Source organism: Natrialba hulunbeirensis JCM 10989 (assembly GCF_000337575.1).
Taxonomy (GTDB): Archaea; Halobacteriota; Halobacteria; order Halobacteriales; family Natrialbaceae; genus Natrialba; species Natrialba hulunbeirensis.
The window spans coordinates 112,231-129,549 of the sequence record NZ_AOIM01000034.1; the positions used below are offsets into that span (position 1 = coordinate 112,231).

The window sequence follows — 17,319 nt, forward strand, 5'->3', positions numbered from 1 at the left end:
CGCTGTACACGGTGTATGGTCGATCCAGCCACTGTTCTCGTTCCGACGCTCGGCCGCCCTCGCGAAGACGACGCCCTCGCTTACGCCCTTGAGACGTTTCCCAACGCCAACGTGAGACTTCTGGCGATCGTAACACCGCTCGATGCGCGGATGAGCGAGGGCAGCGTTCTCGAGCGCGCTGACGAGCGAACAGCCGAAGCGCGCGAGCGCGCAGCTCGTTTGCTGGCTGTAGTCGACGAGTCGGCGGGCGACCGGGTCGAAATCGACAGCACAGAGGGGCAACCCGGCACCGTCGTTCCGAAGTACGCGACCGACCACGATGTCGATCACGTCGTCATGTACGGTCACGATACCCGATCGAGCGGTCTCGTCGCTCGATTTCTCGGCCGTGGCGTCGCGACAACAGTGATCGAACGAACCTCACAACCGGTAACAATTCTCCAGTGAACCGGGAGCGGTCTCGAGTGTGGCCGACGTGTTGCTCTCGAGTTGGTTCAAGCGTGGCCGACCTGATCGCTCGCGAGCCGAGCGTACTCAGCTACCGATCGCGAACGCGAGTGCCTGATAGAGCCCGTAGCCGACCACGATCGAACTGCCGAGTGTCAGCAGCCAGAACGTCACCGTAACGCCGATTTTTCGACGGGAGACGCCGGCCGATCCCGCTGCCAGCCCGCCGCCGATGACACCCGAGAGGATGATGTTGTTGAGCGAGATCGGGATACCGAGTGCGATTGCGAGTTGTGCGATTATGAAGCCGGGAACCAGCGCGGCAATCGAGCGCCGGACGCCGAGTTGCGCGTACTCCCTGGAGGTCGCCTGCAATAATCGTGGTGCAGCCATCCAGGCACCGGCGAGAATGCCTGTCGCCCCGATCGAGAGCAGGACGATCCCCGGTAGGCCGAGTTCGACGCGAAAGAGGTTCTCGAGCGGCCCGGTTGCGAGCCCGACCTGTGAGCCCCCTGAGGAGAACGCAACGATTCCGCCGAGGACGAGCAGAAACGAGCGAATACCGTCCTCGACGGAGACGCGGACTCGCCTTCGGACCCAGTAAAACCAGAGCGCACCGACGGCACCCGTCACGATGAGGACTCCAACTGTCACGTCTGCGACGAGGGTCGGGCCGCCGCCGACCTGCTGGGAGATGAAGCGCGCAAGCGTTCCCTGATCGGCAACCGGATCCGGGATAACCCCGAGACGGACGTTCGCGACGATTGCGCCGACGATTCCCGCGAGCAGCGGAACGCCAACCGTTTCTGGGATCTCTTCGCGCCTGAGCGTGACTGCGGTCGCATACGCCAACCCACCCGACATGAACGGGACCATGATCCAGAACGTTCCGAGTCGCTGGTAGGTCGCCATCGCCGGATCGCCGCCGAGTGAGAGGCCAACACCGACCATTGCACCCGTCGTCGCGAATGCAGCAGGGATCGGATAGCGAGTATAGATTCCAACGGCCATAAAGCCCGCTGCGGTGAGCAGTCCCGCAGTTGCGGCCAGCGGTGTGATCGCGACGCCGTCGATCAGATCCGCACCAACGGTTTCGGAGATGCTTCCGCCCTGCATGAGCGCTCCCGCCGCGGCGAGCACGCCGATGACGAACGCGGCTTGCATCGTCGAAATAGCGTTCGCACCGATTGCAGGTGCAAACGGCGGTGAGTTGCTGTTCGCACCAAGCACCCACGCCATAAACACACAGGTGAGTACGGCAAACCCGACCAGCAGGGCGAACGACGGTGCAACCATCCGTTCACCGACGTTCGACGACGCGACTGAAAAGAATATGCACTCCGTGGAAATCGGCGCGTTCACACGAGTTGTTCGTTCCCGTGGCAGTCAGTCGTCGTGTGACAAAGGCCGCATCGGTGCCAGAAACGAACGACGCGACCAGCACTCAGACGGGCATATGTGGCCCCAGAATCGCGACGACAACCGCGAGGGCGGCGATGACACCGGTTCCGTGGATAACGAGTCGCCGTCGCCACGCCGAGAGCGGTCGGCCGAGACGCTCACCGACCTCATCGAGTACCAGCGAGAGCACGCGGCCGCCGTCGAGTAGCGTTACCGGTAGCGCATTGAGCAACCCGAAGTTCGCGCTCAGGAGGGCCGTCCAGAACGCGAGGTTCGTCACGAGACCCAGCGCGGCGATCGACTCTGCAGTTGGTGGCACACCGCCGGTGACCGCCCAGCCGAAGTACAGCATGTAGGCGTCCATCGCGGTTCCAGTGGCGGGCGCGAGCAACACTGCCAGTGCGACGGCGGCGACGACCAGGTTGTTCGCCACGCCCGCGGCGAAGACGCGGAGCCGGCTCCGTCTCGAGGCTGTATCCAGTTTCTCACCGGGGAGGACGTACGCCGCGAGGGGGACGACGCCGAACAGGAGTGCGATGCCGGTCTCCTGCAACGGAATTTCCTCGCGCCGGCAGGCGATTGCGTGTCCGAACTCGTGGGCCACCGTCGCGATCACGAGCGCGGCGATTACGGACGGCGCGGCGGCGAGCGGCATGAACGCGTTGATGCCCGGAATCGCGATCGTGTTCTCGGGTGCGTTCAACGCAGTAGGCTCTGGCTGCTGGAGCGCCAGCCACGCTCCCGTCAGGACGAGGCCGAGCACCGCGACCTGACACGCGAGCAGTAGCCCGATCGAGCAGTCGTGCCATCGGTCCCACCCCGGCCGTTCGGCCAGTGTGTCCAGTCGCTCGCTCCCGCCGCTTCGGTGGAGATACAACACCCCTGCACCGATCTTCACCTGTCGCGGGAGCCGCTCGTTGATCCGCTCCTCGAGACCATCGATCCTGGACCGTACTGACATGTTTCGTGGTCGAACACTACGTTCTTAGCCACTCTATATAACAGTTGACCTGAATGACACGCGTTTCGGGACGTGAGGATGTTCGACCACTAGCTTCTATGGGCGTGCAGCGCCGAGCGTTCGGCACCGACACTGACACTGCACTCGTGCTCGGATCCGCACCGATGATGACATGAAACCAGTCTACTTCTGCGCCCGCTGCGGCGAGGAACTCTCGCGCACCGTCGAGGAGTGCCCACACTGTGGCTACTGCCCGAAATCGATTGCCTGGCGGACCGGCGTCGGCGCACTCATCTTCGGCGGTGCGCTGACGCTCGTCTCACCGCCGGTTGGACTCCTCGGCGTCTTCGCTGGTAGTCTCGCGATCTGTGGGAGTTACCTGCTCTCGCCTGCGGAGTGACTGGCTGTTACCGTTCGTCTGGTCACTGTTTGTCTGTCAGTATTCGACGGCCGTTTTCCCCTTCTTGTTCTCTTTCTCCAGAACCGCACGGTAGTGCTCACTTTCCGGCGACCTGAGTACGTCTGCCACCACCCACGGCGTTCCAGTCGCTGCCTCCCGCAGCCGTTCCGGTGAACACAGCAGAAACTGCAGCGTTCGACCCACCTCACGACATCCGTGGTGCGTCGGCGTTCCACCACTAGATTCGATTTCGCGCTCGAATTCGAAGTGAAAACACCGGTGGGCAATTCCCTCTCGCGGATCCGATCTGTAGCCGAGGAACGACTCGTCGAGCCGCGTCGGGTCGTAGTTATCGACGACGGCGATCCCTGACTCGTGGCTGACGCGATCGAATTCCTCGAGGATCGCACGAACGCCGGCGAGCGACCGACCGAGGCCGAGCTGGGTCCCCACGGCGTGTACCGCACCCACCGAATCGGTGGCCACCGGCAGGGTGTGCATGTCCCCGACGCATACCCGCTCGCACCCGCGCTCACGGGCTGTGCTGATCGCGTTCGGACTCACGTCGACGCCGATCACCTCGACGCCGCGGTCGGCCCACCACAGGAGGTGCGTTCCGGCACCGCAGCCCACGTCGAGAATCGGCTCGTGGTCGGTGAGCCGCTCGAGGATCTCGACCGTCTCAGTCTCCCACGAACTCGAGTCGCTGAAGTAGAACGAGGCGACGGATCCGTCTTGCACGTCTCCGCCGTCGCGATAGGTGAGCCGTCCTGGGTCATCGTGCAGGTGTGCGAGCATCGCGCGACCAAGCGGATCGGGTACCCCACGGCCCTGCTCACGTTCGTGAGCTGACCGCGACGATGAGTTGTTCCGTGACATACAACAATTGACGCCACAGCCGATACTAAATATACAATGACATATGGTCTCTGGTACCGCCAGTCATACTGGTCGACCGCTAACGATTTATCACGATCCACCCAAGTGCCGTCCATGAAAGTCGAATTCGACGAGGACACCTGTATCGGGATGTACCAGTGTGTCGCCGAGTGGGACGGCTTCACGAAAGACAAGTCGAAAGGAAAAGCGATTCTCGAGGACAGCGAGGAGGTCGAAGACGGCGTTTTCGTCCGCGAGGTGCCCGAAGACGCGGAACTGGACGCGAAGTTCGCCGCTCGCACGTGCCCCGTCGACGCGATTCGAATCTACGACGACGACGGCGAGCAACTCATTCCCTGATCGATCGCTCTTTTCGACGCAGTCGCTCCGATTCAGCTACTGACGAGTTCCGCGATGCCATGCAGGTCTTCGACCTCGTACGTCGGTTCCACTCCCAGTTCGACCGCACGACAGTGGGGGCGGCGAACGAAGACGGACTCGAGTCCCGCTCGTTCTGCGGCGAGGATATCGCTCTCACTGTCGCCGATGTAAAGTGCTGACTCGGCGGAGACGGACAGATCGTCCAGTGCACGCTCGAGGTAGTGCGTGTTCGGCTTCTTCAGGCGAAGGCTCTCGATGGTCATCTCGCGACCGTAGTAGGTATCGAAGAACGGGCCGAGTTCGAAGTGTTCCAGGACGAACTCGATGGTGCTGTGGTGGTTGTTGCTCACGACGCCGCAGCTCGCCTCCGTTGGAAGATCGGAAATCGCGGCGACATCGTCGTATCGCGTTCGGGTGCCGTCCCTGAACTCGGCGAACTGGGAATCCTCGTCGTGGCGCTCGCGTGCCGCCCAGAACGCCGCTGGCTCGAGGTCGTACGCCGAGCAAACCTCGTGGAGCGTCTCGGTCGTCACGCCGTTGACGATAGCGTTGACGTGCTGGCGGTCCGGGTCCTCGACGCCGACCGCACGAAAGGCGTCCTGTGTGGCCTCAGTTTGCGTTTCCACTGGCGGCGGCTCGACGAGCACACCGTCGCTGTCGAAGAACACGGCGTCGTATGCTGTCACGCGCTAGTGGTATTCTGAACGGGTAGGTTACCGTTTCGGTCGGGAAGACGAACGCGGTGAGAAAATCGGTCGCGGTTGTCCGTGGTCCGATCCGGCTGATCCGAATCGAGAGCGGTTCGCAACTCTCGCAGCTCTCCAGTTCTCGTCGTGTTGAGCCGATCAGGCGATCTTGTCGTACTGCTCCGAGAGCTTCTCGGCGGCCTCGCCGAGCTGGTTGCGCTCGTACTCCGTGAGGTCCCACTCGACGACTTCCTCGACGCCGTTCGAGCCGAGTTTGACGGGGACGCCGAAGGCAGTGTCCTCGTGGCCGAACTCGCCCTCGAGTGTGACGCTCGCTGGCAGCACTTCGCCGGTGTCGCGGAGGATGGCCTCGACCATGTGGCCGACGCCGGTCGCTGGTCCCCACTCCGTCGCCCCCTTCTTCTCGATGACGTTCATCGCGGAGGTCTGGAGTTCTTCCAAGAGTTCGTCCTTCTCGTCGTCAGTGAACTCGAGATCCTGGCCGTTGACGCGGACCTTCGAGAAGACCGGGACCTGCGCGTCGCCGTGCTCGCCAAGGATGGTCGCTTCGACGTTCTGGATGGGAGCGTCGTAGCGCTGGGAGATCACGTAGCGGAAGCGGGCGGAGTCGAGTCGGCCGCCGAAGCCGATTACCTTGTCGCGTGCGCGGTCGCCCGCCTCGTAGAGGTGGCGATTGAGCAGGTCGACTGGGTTCGACGTCGTGACAGTGATGAAGTCGTCGTTGTACTCCGCGATCGAGGAGCCGATGTCCTCCATAATCGGCGCGTTGTCGCCCGCGAGGTCGATTCGCGTCTGTCCTGGCTGGCGCGGGATGCCGGCCGTGATGACGACGACGTCCGAGCCCTCGGTGGCCTCGTAGCCGCCCTGGCGGATCGTAGTGTTCGAGTCGTAGGCTGCGCCGTGGTTCGCGTCGGCGGCCTGACCGATCGTGTCGTCTTCCTTGTCCGGGATGTCGACGAAGACGAGTTCGTCTGCGATGTCCCGAAGCGCGATGTTGTACCCTGCGGCGGCCCCGACCGTTCCGGCCGCGCCGACCACGCTAACTTTCGTCATACCACGTAACGATCCGCTTGCCCCTGCGTTAAATCCGTCGAATCCCGCTCTTCTCGCACGACCTGACGATATTTCTATCGACGACTGTCGAACTCCGGTGAACGTGGACCCATCATCGTACTCACCTTCGTCGCGCAGCAGGGACAGAGACACACCCCGAACCGATATGAGCCAGCGCTACCGTCTCATCCACATGCGAGTGAGCGTTATCGGCGGCGGAACGATCACGAACGACGAAGCCGACCGCGCCGAGGCAGTCGGCCGCGAACTCGGCCGGCGCGGCCACACGGTCGTCTGTGGCGGTCTCGGCGGGACGATGGAAGCCGTCTGCCGCGGTGCAAAAGACGCGGACGGGACCACCATCGGCATCCTCCCTGGCGACCGCCGGACCGCCGCAAACGAGTACGTCGACGTCCCGATCGCAACCGGCCTCGCCCACGCCCGGAACGCACTCGTTCCGATGAACGGCGATGCGGTCATCGCGCTCTCCGGCGGCGTCGGCACGCTCTCCGAAATCGCTTTCGCTGGCATCTACGGCCGCCCTATCGTTGGCCTCGAAACGCACGAGATCGACGGGTTCGAGATCGAGACCGTCGAGACACCCGCGGCCGCCGTCGATGCCGTGGAGGCGGCACTCGAGTGACCCTGTCGCGACCCGATTCCTGACTCGTTGTACGACAGGCACCATTGGTACCCGCTACCGCCGCCTCACCGAATCGGTACCGGCTTTGTGCATCCCATCCTCGGCTCACCTATGACTGATTCGAGCACTGCCGACGCCACTGCTGATCCGTACTCCATCCGCGAGGAACTCCCTACCCCCGAGACGTTCGCCACGCTGCGTGAGGCCGCCGACATGCCGCCGCGCTCCCGCGAGGGCATCGAACAGGGGCTCCCCAACTCCGTCTACGGCGTAATCGTCGTCCACGAACCGTCGGGCGAGACGGTCGGTATGGGTCGCATCGTCGGCGACGGCGGCACCGTCTACCAGATTTCGGACATGGCCGTCCACCCCGACCACCAGCGCCAGGGACTCGGCACGCAAATTATGACCCAACTCGAGTCCTACCTCGAGACGGAAGCGCCGCCGTCGGCGTACGTCAACCTCATGGCTGACATCGACGGTTTCTACGAGTCGTTCGGCTACGAGGAGACGCGACCGGCGTCGAAGGGGATGTATCGGCGGACGGAGTGACAGTTTGTCGAGTCCGCCTTCGCAGCTTTTTCGACGGATGCCACCGTTCTAGTGGGTATGAGTGACTTCGATAAGGAGGCCGAGCGCGAGAAGCTTCGGGAGAAGTACGAGCGCGACAAGGAAGAGCGACAGGCCACTCAGCGCATGAGCGACCTGCTGCTCAAGGGGGCGACGATGACGAACTCCCACTGTGGCACCTGTGGGGACCCGCTGTTTCAGGAGAACGGCACGACGTTCTGTCCGAGCTGTCACGGCAATCCGGACGCTGTGCAGGGGACCGAACTGGAGGCGGACGCGGCCGAAGCGGATGCAGCCGACGATGCTGCAACCGACGAGAGCGCGCCCGAGGCCGGGACCGGGACCGGGACCGGGACCGAGACGGACGAGCAAAACTCCGCCGCTGACACGTCCGTGACGACTGACCGCGCCACTACCGACGCGACAACCGACCCCAACAGCACGTCTCAGCCGTCGAGCGAGACTGGTTCGGACCGTGCGGATGAGGGCCGGTCACGGCCAGCGCCGCGGTCGCAGTCGCAGCCTCAGTTGCAGCCCCAGAGTCAGACCCAGCCCGACCCACAGTCACCACCCCGTCGCGAGGAGCCGACATCGGCCGGCAGTGTCGACACGAACACCACTGACGACAGCGCCGGCGACCGCTCCGCCGCCCGCGACTCGCTGACGCGTGCACTCGAGAAGTTCGCCGCCGAGGCGGCGGCCACCGACGACCCGCGGTACGCGAAAGAGTGTCTCGAGGCAGCCCGCGAGGCGAGTGAGGCGCTGGAATCGCTTCGCTGAGGTCGGCTGTCGTTGCTGTTGTTGTCGCTGTCGCGACTCGCGACGCCACCGACGACAGATCGCGATCAGGAGAACCCGAGGAACTGCCGGTCGTCCGTTTGCTCTGTGACCGCCGGATACAGTATCACGAAGTTTCCCTCGGTAAGCCGTGCGATTCGCGCTGGCAGTGTCTGGAGTTCCGGATGCCACCCCGCATCCGTTCGACGCGAACTCATACAGACGATCAGGTCGCCCGCCTCTCCCGCGCTGTGAAGTGAGTCGGACAACTCGTTCCAGTTCGCGACCGTGTCGAATTCCACTGTGTGCTCTGGTGTAACGCCCTCCATCAACCGCTCGAACTGCGCTGATTCCTCGCCAACCACAACGGCGTGAATCGGCGCTCCCGTCTGCTCGGCAACGAGCGCCACCGTATGCAACGCTTCGGCGATGCCATCGTTGCGAGCCACACTCGGCGGGAGCACGAGCACGATCCGCTGTGTGGTATTGAGTCGGTCTCGAATCCGCGCGACAAGTGCGAGCTGCGTCGTTCGTCGGAGCACCTGGTCGATCACGTGGCCGAACACTCGCTGTGTCCGCGCACGAGCACCATCCCAGCCGATCACCAGTGTCGTGATGCGATTGTCGACCGCCGAGCCGACGATGCCCGAGGCGACATTGTGGTTTACTCGAGTGTGCGTCTCGAGTGGCACCGCTGCAGCCACGGTCTCGTCTGCCAGCGTCTCGAGTCGCGTCTCCGAATCACCGACTGCGGCGGCGGTCTGCGTGACGGTCCCGGGGCGGACGACGGTGGCCGCGTGGATCGGCTCGTCGGCGCGTTCGTCGCGGATCGTCATCGCGAGTTCGAGCAGCGAGCGGGGGTCTCTCGAGTCGTGTGCTACTGGGACGAGAATTCGCTGTGGGGCCGTAGCTGGATCGTACGGTTCGCGCTCGCGCGCACGAGCGATTTCTGTGCCGAATCGCTGGACGAGCGCGGGGCTAAACAGGCTGACGACGAGAATCATCACCACGACGCCGTTGATCATGTGCTGGTCGAAGCCGCCGACGCCGGCGTCGAATCCGATCTGGACGATCGCGAGCGCCGCCGCGGCCTGGCCGACGGAGAGGCCGAACATGCTGTAGACTTCGTTACGGTCGTAGTCGTACAGCCGGCCGGTCACCCACGCGGCGAGATACTTCGTAGTGACGACCATCCCGAGCAGCGAGCCGGCGATGAGGAGCGTTTCGGTCCCCTCGAAGAAGACTCGCGCATCGACGAGCATGCCGACTGACAACAGGAAGAACGGGATGAATAGCGCGTTGCCGACGAATTCGATGCGGTTCATCAGCGGCCCAGTTTCGGGGATAAGGCGATTGAGCGCCAGTCCGGCGAGGAACGCGCCGATGATGTGCTCGACGCCGACGAGTTCGGCGAGGATCGCACAACCGAAGAGGACGGCGAGGACGAACAGGTACTCGAAGTAACTCTCCTCGCTGTGGATCCGAAAGAACCACCGTCCGAGCCGCGGCACGACGAGCCAGACGCCGACGAAGAACACCGCGAGTCCGGCCGTTAACTGCACCCAGAACGCGGCGTCCAGCTCACCGCCGACTGCGGCGATCACGACTGCAAGGACGAGCAGCGCCAGCGTGTCGGTTAGAATCGTCCCGCCGATCGTCGCCGTGATCGCCTCGTTCTTCGCGATTCCAAGCTGGGTAACCACCGGATACGCGAGCAGCGTATGAGAGGAGAAGATCGCCGCGAACAGCGATGCAGCAGCAACGGACAGGTCAAGTACTGCGACGCCGACCACGGTACCCACAGCCTGCGGAATCGCGAACGAGAGCAGTCCGAAGACGATGCTCCGGTCTCTGTACGCGACGAACTGCGCGAGGTTGATCTCGAGTCCGGCGATGAACAGCAGGTAGATCAGGCCGACCTCGCCGAGCACCTGGATCGTCTCGCCGCGCTCGAGAAGGTGGAGTCCGTTCGGGCCGATCATCGCGCCGACGAGGATGATGCCGACGATGCCCGGCAGCCGATACCGTTTGAGGACGAGCGGTGCGATCAGGAAAATCGCCACTGCGAGCCCGAAGATTGCAACGGGGTCGTCGAACGGGAGTGTCACCGCTACGGAACCCTCGAGCAACCCCGTCAGCGGTGACTCTCCGACAGTCGGCGACGCTGCCGACAAGGCATCTGATTCAGCGGGTGACACTGGCCGCTGTTATCGTCTACGGCAATGACCGTAACCGGTTCGCGTGCATGTGCCCGCTGCCCACTCGGTACGGCCGGTCATCGGCCCGGTTCGAATCACTGGCACTCCACTGGAACAGCTACCGTTTTGGACGCGTGCTAGCCTGGTCCGGTGTACTCGCTGCCGATAACCTCCCGCATTCGTTCAGCAGTCACCTGTCCGACGCCGTCGGCCGCCTGCAACTCGTCTTCGGTCGCGATCATCACCGCTTCAACCGTGCCGAACTCCTCGAGTAGCGAGCGTGCGGTCACCGGCCCAATCTCGGCGATCGAGGAGACGACGTACTCCTGTTGCTCAGCCAGCGTCTTCGACTGCTTCTCGCCGTGGACCGAGACCTCGCGGTCTGAAAGCTCCTGTTCTCGGCCTGCGATTACTGCGAGCAGTTCTGTCGTCTCGTCCTCGCCTTCGGTCCGGAGCACACTCGCACCAAAGTCGACGGCCAGACTCGAGAGTGCCCCGCGAATCGCGTTCGGGTGGATGTCCCGCTGTTCGTACAGGCCGTCGCCCTCGACGACGACGATGGGGCGGGCGTAGTGGCGGGCCATCGCACCGACCTGCTCGAAGACGGAGCGGTCACCGCCGACCAGCGAGTCGACGAAGTCGGCGACGGACTTGCGTTCGACGACGACGCGATCTGAAAGGACGTAGTCGCCCACGTCGAGCGTCTCGAGTCGGACCTCGATCTCCTCGCGTCGGGAGAGGTCGCGGGCGATGTTGGCGTCCATCTCGCGCTGGTCGGCGACGATCTCGATCGCGTCGCCCTCGGCCGACGGCTCGTGCGTTTCCACGTTGTCGGCCTCGCTGTCCGATTCGCCGTCCGCCGTTTCCTCGTCATCGTTGCCAGCCTCGAACTCCTGCAATCCTGGCTGTGGCGAACCCCCTCCGCTTCCACTGGAAGAGTCGGAGACTGCGTCGGGATCGTTCCCGTTTTCGTCTACTTTCACTTCGCTGTCTTTCTGGCCGTCGGCGTCGGTGCTGGCGTTGGCTCCGTCGGTACTCGAGTCCCCACCGAAATCGGCGAGCGACTGTTGGGACTCGTCGAGTTCGTCGGCGAGGTCGTCGGCCATCCCCTTTAGCTCGCGCAGTTCGGACTCCATCTCTTTCTCGCGGCGCCGAGAGATCCAGAAGTAGGCCTCGTCGCGGGTGTCTTCGGCCATGAGGACGACGACGCGACCCTCGGACTGGCGGCCGGTCCGGCCCTTGCGCTGGATGGATCGAATCGCCGTCGGGACCGGTTCGTAGAACAGCACGAGGTCGACTTCGGGCACGTCGAGGCCCTCTTCGGCGACCGACGTGGAGACGAGCACCTCGAACTCGGCGGCGCGGAACTCGTCGAGCACTTCCTGTTGCTGTTTCTGCGTCATGCCGTCCGAGCCCTCGCGGTCACCCTGCCCGACGAAACGCTTCGCGTCGAAGCTATCCGAAAGGAACGCCGTCAGCGCCTCCGCCGTGTCTCGGGACTCGGTGAAGACGATTACGCGCTCGCCGCCCTCGAGTCCGAGCGTCTCCGCGAGGAGCATCCGCGTCTTGCGGTACTTGGGGTGTAACTCGTCGAAGCTCTCGGCTTTCCGCATAGCCTCGCGAACGCGCGGGTCCGAAACCATTCGCTGGCTGGCCTTCGAGGCCCCCGAGGAGCGAGCCTGGTTGCGTTGGCGGTCGAAGTACCGCCGCAGGGCCTCGACGCTCTGGGTTTCGACGAGCGTGACCGCCTGGCGGAGCTTCATCACCTCCGCGTGGACCGACATCCCCTTGAACCCCTCCGACTGGTCGTTGTTGATCAACTGCTGTAACTCGGCGCGCATCCGGTTCAGGTCCTTCTGGGACTGGTCGGGCTGGGTCGACTTCGCGACGCCCAGTTCTTTGAGTTTCTCGAGTCGATCCGTGATCACCTCGTTCAGCGCGTCGCGGATCTCCAGCACCTCGTCGGGGAGGTCGATTCGTTCCCACTCGACCTCCGTGTCGTGGGTGAACTCGTCGACGTCGGCGTCCTCCTCGGTCATCACCTCGACTTCCTGCAGGCCGAGGTTCTCACAGACTTCGAGGATGGCTTCCTCGTCGCCGCCGGGCGAGGCCGACATCCCCGTCACGAGCGGGTCTGCCGCGTCCGTGTGGTAGCGCTCGGCGATGTAGTTGTACGCGTAGTCGCCGGTCGCGCGGTGGCACTCGTCGAACGTCAGGTGAGTCACGTCGGCGAGCGAGATCCGGCTCCCGACGAGGTCGTTTTCGATCACCTGCGGGGTGGCCATCACGACCGTCGCCTCCTCCCACAGTTCGGCGCGGTCGTCCGGGCTCACGTCGCCGGTGAAGACGACGATTTCGTCGTCGGGAATCTGGAGCGCTTCGCGGTAGAAGTCGGCGTGTTGCTGGACGAGCGGCTTCGTCGGGGCGAGCATCAGCGACGTGCCGCCGACCTCGTCGAGTCGCCGCGCCGTCACGAGCAGGCTCACGGTCGTCTTGCCGAGACCCGTCGGGAGACAAACGAGCGTATGACCGTTCGCGGCGGTCCCGGCGAGTTTCAGCTGGTAGAGACGGCGCTCGAGAAAGTCGGACTCGAGTAGCGGGTGATCGATCGAGGGCGGCTCCTCGTCCTGGGCTGCCATTGGCGGCGGCTTCGACGCGGGTCCGGTTAAGGATTGAGAAAGCGAGGTGAAAGTAAATCTATTTTGAAGCCACATATTGTAGCCTGATTGATCGCGCCATATCTCCTGAAATCTGGTGTACGACTTTAATATGGATAATGTGGATAGTAAAAACACATATCTAAAACTACTCAAAATTATATCTGTGTACATCTGTATGCTTGTCTGTATGGCAGATTGTATTAATCAGAAGTTAAGACGAATGGGACGACGACGGTTTCTCAGCACTGTGGCCGGTCTCGGTGTTTCAGGGGCTGCTTTGAACTTTCTCACAAAGGACGCTGTAGCCTCGGTTGATCTTGATGACGAGGTACCTCGCCTGTCGAAACTTCGTCACACGAATCACGAAGCGGTGCTTCGCCGTGAGGAAAAGCCGCAACGTGAACCGATTTTCTATACGATTCCCCGAGACGAGTGGGCTGTCGTTGAAACTGCACACGATGCTGCCGCTCAAGTCAACAGCTTGTTGGAAGCAGAGGGAGCCAGCGACGGGGTAACTGCGGGTGTGACGACTGTCACGCGGGGCCATCATTCCCAGAAAGCCGTCATCGTGAAGCGCACTGTCAACCGAGGGGAGGAGGAAACAATCGAACCTACCCCTTCCAAAGAGAAATTGAGGGGAATGCTCCCTGATACAATATCTGGGACTGCCGGGGATGGTAATTATCGGAGAACGATTGATGGTATTCCGATCACAATTGAGACGGAGCAACTGTCTCTCTCTAGTCAGACCCAGGACACATCTAGTGGCCCTGGAAACTACTATAATCACGAGTACCGACCTGTTCCAGGGGGGTCGGTTCTTCAATGGGGAGATGCTGCGAGCTTTCAGTATGGCTCAGGAGGAACGCCGGTGCATGACGGAAGCAACAATGACTATAATCTTGTGACCGCTGGCCACGTGATTAAGGACGAGGATATGTACCAACCGGCAACTGACGACGATCAACATATTGGTTCCCGAATGGACGACAAACATGACGATCCCGGCACGCCAGAGCCAGCATTCGACGCTGGTGTCATTGATCTTGACACAGATACGTACCATCAGTTCGCTGGGGCCAGTGGTGACGATACTTATTGGGACGATGTCCACATCTTCGGTATTGTCGGTCGAGATGAACTTGTTGACAACGAGAACAGTGACTACAGTCTTCGAAGACGAGGTGCGAGAACAGGTATGGAATCCGGAACGCTCAACGAGGTCTACGACGACCACCATGCATTCGATACATCTGCAGACGAAGATGACGGCGACTCAGGGGGGCCCCACTTCATGCGCGAATACAACTCTGGTCTCGGAATCTACGAAGCATATATTGCGGGAATTCATTATGCCGGGAACACAAAAATGTCCCGTGCAACGATGATGAGCGCCATTGAATCAGAATACTCGGTTGCAGTCTGATGGCTTTGGGTCGTCGCCGGTTTTTGGCTTCCGGTGGTGCAGCGATTGGCAGTGTGTGTGCCGGATGTTCGATGCCCTCACAGACGGATAACCGGAAATACATGATCGGAATGGATACTGGATTGGAGCTTACGGACGTTTCTAGCCACAAAGAAGCCGACGTTCGATTTGAGGCCGAACTGTGCCACGGAACGATCGAGACGCCACCGGAGATCGAGTTCCGACTGACAAATACCGGCTTTCCCCGCCAGTTCTTTTTCGGAGCGAAGCCGCCGTTTACAGCGGTACTAAGCGAGGAGGGAACTCTCACGCTCATTCCTGAAGGTGACGGTACTTATGTAGGGCCAGTTGATCCAGATGGTCCCGAACGCCCGGCAGAGTTCATCCCCGACTCCCCCAACGAGGGATGCTGGCGGGCGCTGGGAACACCACTCAAGGTGAGCATCGGGAAAGCGATACCGCTGGATCGCGATGAGACGATTTCGGTTCGCTACACCGTGCTCGTGTCGGCCGATCACGACGTAGCGTGTCCACCGAACGGCTCTCATCAGGTGACAAGCAGGTTCTCGATTGGGACAGTTCAGGAGAACGTACACGAGGCGACAGCCACACTGCACGTTGGCTAACGACGATACGAGAGTGGAAATTCGAGTCGGTTCGAATTTCGGTATCGGCAGGGGACTCTCTGTGGTCGTCATCGCGAACAAACTTCGACGATTTCATCGATTCGAACTGTCTCGAACGAACGTCCGCCGTATTATCCCTATTTCCAACATGTGACACGAGTGGCACGCAAGGTGCCCTCGGATGCCCGAACACGACATCGAGTCGCTGACGCCCCGTGAGCGCGCCCGAATTATCAAGTCTGCCGTCGCACCGCGCCCCATCGCCTGGATCAGTACAACGAGTGCCGATGGCGTCGACAACCTCGCACCGTTCAGCAGTTACAACTACATCTCTTCCGCGGAGCCTGTCGTCCTCTTCAATACCCCGTACGCAGAGAGCGGCGAGCAGAAGGACACGCCACGAAACGCACTCGAGACGGAGGCGTTCGCGGTCAACGTCGTTCCCGAGGCGCTGGCTGAGCAGATGGACACGACCTCCGCTGATCTCGATCCTGACGAAAACGAGTTCGAGTTCGCCGGCGTTGAGCGGGCCGACTGCGAACGAATCGACGCGCCGCGAGTCGCGGACGCGACGGTCACGATGGAGTGTACGCTATACGATTCGTTGCACGTCCGCGACCGACTCGTGATTCTGGGTGACGTCGAGTACGTTCACGTCGACGAGTCGGTGCTGACGGACGGGCAAATCGACGCCGCGAAGATCGATACGGTGGCTCGCCTCGGCGGGCCCTACTACACCGACAGCGAGCCGATCGAACTCGAGCGCCAGTTCTGATTTCGTCCCATCTTCTGATTCTCACGCGCTATCCCTCTGGCAACCAGTAAACGAGCACCATCGCACCGACCGCAAGGACGGCCAGCAGGATGTACCCCTCGTTGAAGAAGCCGCGGTCGGCGAGCGCGCCGAACAAAACCGGACTCGCCGCGCCGATGGTCATGTAGAACGTCCGCAGGAAGCCGAGCCCTGTCCCCTTCATATCCGCCGGAAACGCCGCTGTCATGTACGTCAGCGTCATCGTTCCGTAGCCGAGGATACTGCTGAGGAGGATGGTGCCGCCCACGATCGGCCAGAACCCCTCGAGGAACGGCAGCGCGGCGAGTGCGAACGCGATGACCCCGAGCACGGCCGGCAGCGAGCGGCGGATGCCAAACCGGTCGTACAGATTCCCCGTCACCGGCTGGACGACGATGCCGAGCGCGAAGAAGGCGCTGAACAGTCCTGTCGCGACCGCCGGCGAGAAATCCTTGATCTCGATCAGATACGTCGGGTAGAAGCCCGTAAACGCCTGCCAGATGCAGTAGGTGAGGATCTGGATCGCCGTGACGACGATAATCGCTCGCCGGCGCAACTGGACGGCGACGTAGCGGACCGTCTCGAGTGACATGCTGTCGACCGCGCTCGACTCGCCGGAGGTTCGGTTCGGGACGACGAGCCACAGAAAGAAGGCGGCGAGCCCGAAGAGGGGGACGGCGAGGCCGAAGCCGAACTGCCAGGCGAGTGTTGCTGCAATCGCGCCGGCAACGAGTGGGAGAACGGCGTTGCCGACCTCGCCCGCGGCCATCGTGATGCCAATCGCGGTGCCGTCGTTGTCGGGGAAGACGTCGGAGAGAATGGTGAACCGGGCGACGCCGTAGAGCGCCGTTCCGAAGCCGAAACAGGCCGTCGCGACGAAGACGATCGGTGCCGAATTGGCGACGGCGACGAGCCCGAGCGTCGCTGCTGAAATGACTGTGCTCACGACGAGCACGTTCCCCTCACCGAGTCGATCAGCGAGGATACCACCCGGCAGCTGTCCGAGCGCGTACGCGAGCCAGAGCACGGTCAGCAGGAAGCCGGCCGTCGTCAGATCGAGGCCGTACGATTCCTGCAGATAGGGAAGCAACACCGGGTACGCCAGGCGAACGCCGATCGAGAGAAACCAGCCGGCGGCAACGGCGGCAAGGATCTTGCCGCGCCTGCCGGTCAGAAACGTTCTCACGCTCGATAACGATTCGGACCGAAACAGGTGTGCCACAGTCTGGCTCAGCCGTTGGCTTTCGTTGCCTATGATAGCATCTGTACGGTACGATGTTGCCGATATCGATACTCGAACTTGCTGGTGCTCCACTCGATGCAGTTCCAACACCAGCCCGCTCCTCCGACACTGCATGCCACCGACCAACGCTTTTGTTGCTCCTTCCCGTACATCG

Annotated in this window: 17 protein-coding genes; 9 read left to right on the top strand and 8 right to left on the bottom strand. The window is 62.3% G+C overall.

Annotation, left to right across the window (positions count from 1 at the left end; all coding sequences use genetic code 11):
• The first annotated feature begins 15 nt into the window (after nucleotides 1–15).
• The gene (locus C483_RS10970) at nucleotides 16–447 is read left to right on the top strand and encodes a universal stress protein (protein WP_006653427.1); all 432 of its coding nucleotides are present in this window, start codon (nucleotides 16–18) and stop codon (nucleotides 445–447) included.
• Between the two features lie 87 nt (nucleotides 448–534).
• Here C483_RS10970 and C483_RS10975 read toward each other — a convergent pair whose 3' ends face one another.
• Together C483_RS10975 and C483_RS10980 are read right to left on the bottom strand one after the other, a co-directional pair.
• Nucleotides 535–1,743, bottom strand: coding sequence for an inorganic phosphate transporter (locus C483_RS10975; RefSeq protein WP_006653428.1), 1,209 nt, complete (start codon nucleotides 1,741–1,743; stop codon nucleotides 535–537).
• Between the two features lie 148 nt (nucleotides 1,744–1,891).
• Complete coding sequence (locus C483_RS10980) at nucleotides 1,892–2,809, bottom strand: site-2 protease family protein (protein ID WP_006653429.1); 918 nt, start codon at nucleotides 2,807–2,809, stop codon at nucleotides 1,892–1,894.
• Between the two features lie 172 nt (nucleotides 2,810–2,981).
• Between C483_RS10980 and C483_RS10985 the strand changes: the two genes are divergently transcribed.
• The gene (locus C483_RS10985) at nucleotides 2,982–3,209 is read left to right on the top strand and encodes a zinc-ribbon domain-containing protein (protein ID WP_006653430.1); all 228 of its coding nucleotides are present in this window, start codon (nucleotides 2,982–2,984) and stop codon (nucleotides 3,207–3,209) included.
• Nucleotides 3,210–3,245: 36 nt separating this feature from the next.
• Here the strand turns inward: C483_RS10985 and C483_RS10990 are convergent, their stop codons facing one another.
• The gene (locus C483_RS10990) at nucleotides 3,246–4,007 is read right to left on the bottom strand and encodes a class I SAM-dependent methyltransferase (protein WP_006653431.1); all 762 of its coding nucleotides are present in this window, start codon (nucleotides 4,005–4,007) and stop codon (nucleotides 3,246–3,248) included.
• A gap of 195 nt (nucleotides 4,008–4,202) precedes the next feature.
• Between C483_RS10990 and C483_RS10995 the strand changes: the two genes are divergently transcribed.
• A complete protein-coding gene (locus tag C483_RS10995) occupies nucleotides 4,203–4,448 on the top strand; it encodes a ferredoxin (protein ID WP_006653432.1) in 246 nt (81 codons plus the stop codon).
• 32 nt (nucleotides 4,449–4,480) lie between these two features.
• Here the strand turns inward: C483_RS10995 and C483_RS11000 are convergent, their stop codons facing one another.
• The gene (locus C483_RS11000; protein WP_049912583.1) at nucleotides 4,481–5,155 is read right to left on the bottom strand and encodes an HAD family hydrolase; all 675 of its coding nucleotides are present in this window, start codon (nucleotides 5,153–5,155) and stop codon (nucleotides 4,481–4,483) included.
• 159 nt (nucleotides 5,156–5,314) lie between these two features.
• Complete coding sequence (gene mdh, locus C483_RS11005; protein ID WP_006653434.1) at nucleotides 5,315–6,229, bottom strand: malate dehydrogenase; 915 nt, start codon at nucleotides 6,227–6,229, stop codon at nucleotides 5,315–5,317.
• 193 nt (nucleotides 6,230–6,422) lie between these two features.
• Here mdh and C483_RS11010 point away from each other — a divergent pair, with 193 nt between their 5' ends.
• The 3 genes from C483_RS11010 (at nucleotide 6,423) to C483_RS11020 (ending at nucleotide 8,222) form a co-directional block, all read left to right on the top strand.
• Nucleotides 6,423–6,872: a TIGR00725 family protein gene (locus tag C483_RS11010; protein ID WP_049912585.1), complete on the top strand. Its 450-nt coding sequence runs from the start codon at nucleotides 6,423–6,425 to the stop codon at nucleotides 6,870–6,872.
• Between the two features lie 111 nt (nucleotides 6,873–6,983).
• Nucleotides 6,984–7,424 (top strand): GNAT family N-acetyltransferase, encoded by a 441-nt coding sequence (locus C483_RS11015; RefSeq protein ID WP_006653436.1) that lies wholly within the window; start codon nucleotides 6,984–6,986, stop codon nucleotides 7,422–7,424.
• Nucleotides 7,425–7,481: 57 nt separating this feature from the next.
• Nucleotides 7,482–8,222: an Sjogren's syndrome/scleroderma autoantigen 1 family protein gene (locus C483_RS11020; RefSeq protein WP_006653437.1), complete on the top strand. Its 741-nt coding sequence runs from the start codon at nucleotides 7,482–7,484 to the stop codon at nucleotides 8,220–8,222.
• Between the two features lie 65 nt (nucleotides 8,223–8,287).
• Here C483_RS11020 and C483_RS11025 read toward each other — a convergent pair whose 3' ends face one another.
• Together C483_RS11025 and C483_RS11030 are read right to left on the bottom strand one after the other, a co-directional pair.
• Nucleotides 8,288–10,417, bottom strand: coding sequence for a cation:proton antiporter (locus C483_RS11025; RefSeq protein ID WP_006653438.1), 2,130 nt, complete (start codon nucleotides 10,415–10,417; stop codon nucleotides 8,288–8,290).
• Nucleotides 10,418–10,554: 137 nt separating this feature from the next.
• Entirely contained in the window at nucleotides 10,555–13,056 is a 2,502-nt protein-coding gene (locus C483_RS11030; RefSeq protein ID WP_006653439.1) for a DEAD/DEAH box helicase, read from the bottom strand.
• 208 nt (nucleotides 13,057–13,264) lie between these two features.
• Between C483_RS11030 and C483_RS19965 the strand changes: the two genes are divergently transcribed.
• The 3 genes from C483_RS19965 (at nucleotide 13,265) to C483_RS11050 (ending at nucleotide 15,904) form a co-directional block, all read left to right on the top strand.
• Nucleotides 13,265–14,503 carry a hypothetical protein gene (locus C483_RS19965; protein WP_152419867.1) on the top strand — a complete coding sequence of 413 codons (1,239 nt, stop codon included), beginning with the start codon at nucleotides 13,265–13,267 and terminating at the stop codon, nucleotides 14,501–14,503.
• A 71-nt stretch (nucleotides 14,504–14,574) separates the two neighbouring features.
• Nucleotides 14,575–15,129, top strand: a complete 555-nt coding sequence (locus C483_RS11045) for a hypothetical protein (protein WP_152419868.1) — start codon at nucleotides 14,575–14,577, stop codon at nucleotides 15,127–15,129.
• Between the two features lie 181 nt (nucleotides 15,130–15,310).
• Complete coding sequence (locus C483_RS11050; RefSeq protein ID WP_006653443.1) at nucleotides 15,311–15,904, top strand: flavin reductase family protein; 594 nt, start codon at nucleotides 15,311–15,313, stop codon at nucleotides 15,902–15,904.
• Between the two features lie 28 nt (nucleotides 15,905–15,932).
• On the opposite strand, the gene C483_RS11055 is transcribed toward C483_RS11050, so the two are convergent.
• Nucleotides 15,933–17,144: an MFS transporter gene (locus C483_RS11055; RefSeq protein WP_006653444.1), complete on the bottom strand. Its 1,212-nt coding sequence runs from the start codon at nucleotides 17,142–17,144 to the stop codon at nucleotides 15,933–15,935.
• Nucleotides 17,145–17,319: the final 175 nt, after the last annotated feature.

Excerpts from the sequence above, each read along its gene's own strand:
- C483_RS10970 (WP_006653427.1), top strand. The coding sequence starts at position 16 with ATGGTCGATCCAGCCACTGTTCTCGTTCCGACGCTCGGCCGCCCTCGC.
- C483_RS10975 (WP_006653428.1), bottom strand. The coding sequence starts at position 1,743 with ATGGTTGCACCGTCGTTCGCCCTGCTGGTCGGGTTTGCCGTACTCACC.
- C483_RS10980 (WP_006653429.1), bottom strand. The coding sequence starts at position 2,809 with ATGTCAGTACGGTCCAGGATCGATGGTCTCGAGGAGCGGATCAACGAG.
- C483_RS10985 (WP_006653430.1), top strand. The coding sequence starts at position 2,982 with ATGAAACCAGTCTACTTCTGCGCCCGCTGCGGCGAGGAACTCTCGCGC.
- C483_RS10990 (WP_006653431.1), bottom strand. The coding sequence starts at position 4,007 with ATGCTCGCACACCTGCACGATGACCCAGGACGGCTCACCTATCGCGAC.
- C483_RS10995 (WP_006653432.1), top strand. The coding sequence starts at position 4,203 with ATGAAAGTCGAATTCGACGAGGACACCTGTATCGGGATGTACCAGTGT.
- mdh (WP_006653434.1), bottom strand. The coding sequence starts at position 6,229 with ATGACGAAAGTTAGCGTGGTCGGCGCGGCCGGAACGGTCGGGGCCGCC.
- C483_RS11010 (WP_049912585.1), top strand. The coding sequence starts at position 6,423 with ATGCGAGTGAGCGTTATCGGCGGCGGAACGATCACGAACGACGAAGCC.
- C483_RS11015 (WP_006653436.1), top strand. The coding sequence starts at position 6,984 with ATGACTGATTCGAGCACTGCCGACGCCACTGCTGATCCGTACTCCATC.
- C483_RS11020 (WP_006653437.1), top strand. The coding sequence starts at position 7,482 with ATGAGTGACTTCGATAAGGAGGCCGAGCGCGAGAAGCTTCGGGAGAAG.
- C483_RS11030 (WP_006653439.1), bottom strand. The coding sequence starts at position 13,056 with ATGGCAGCCCAGGACGAGGAGCCGCCCTCGATCGATCACCCGCTACTC.
- C483_RS19965 (WP_152419867.1), top strand. The coding sequence starts at position 13,265 with ATGGCAGATTGTATTAATCAGAAGTTAAGACGAATGGGACGACGACGG.
- C483_RS11045 (WP_152419868.1), top strand. The coding sequence starts at position 14,575 with ATGCCCTCACAGACGGATAACCGGAAATACATGATCGGAATGGATACT.
- C483_RS11050 (WP_006653443.1), top strand. The coding sequence starts at position 15,311 with ATGCCCGAACACGACATCGAGTCGCTGACGCCCCGTGAGCGCGCCCGA.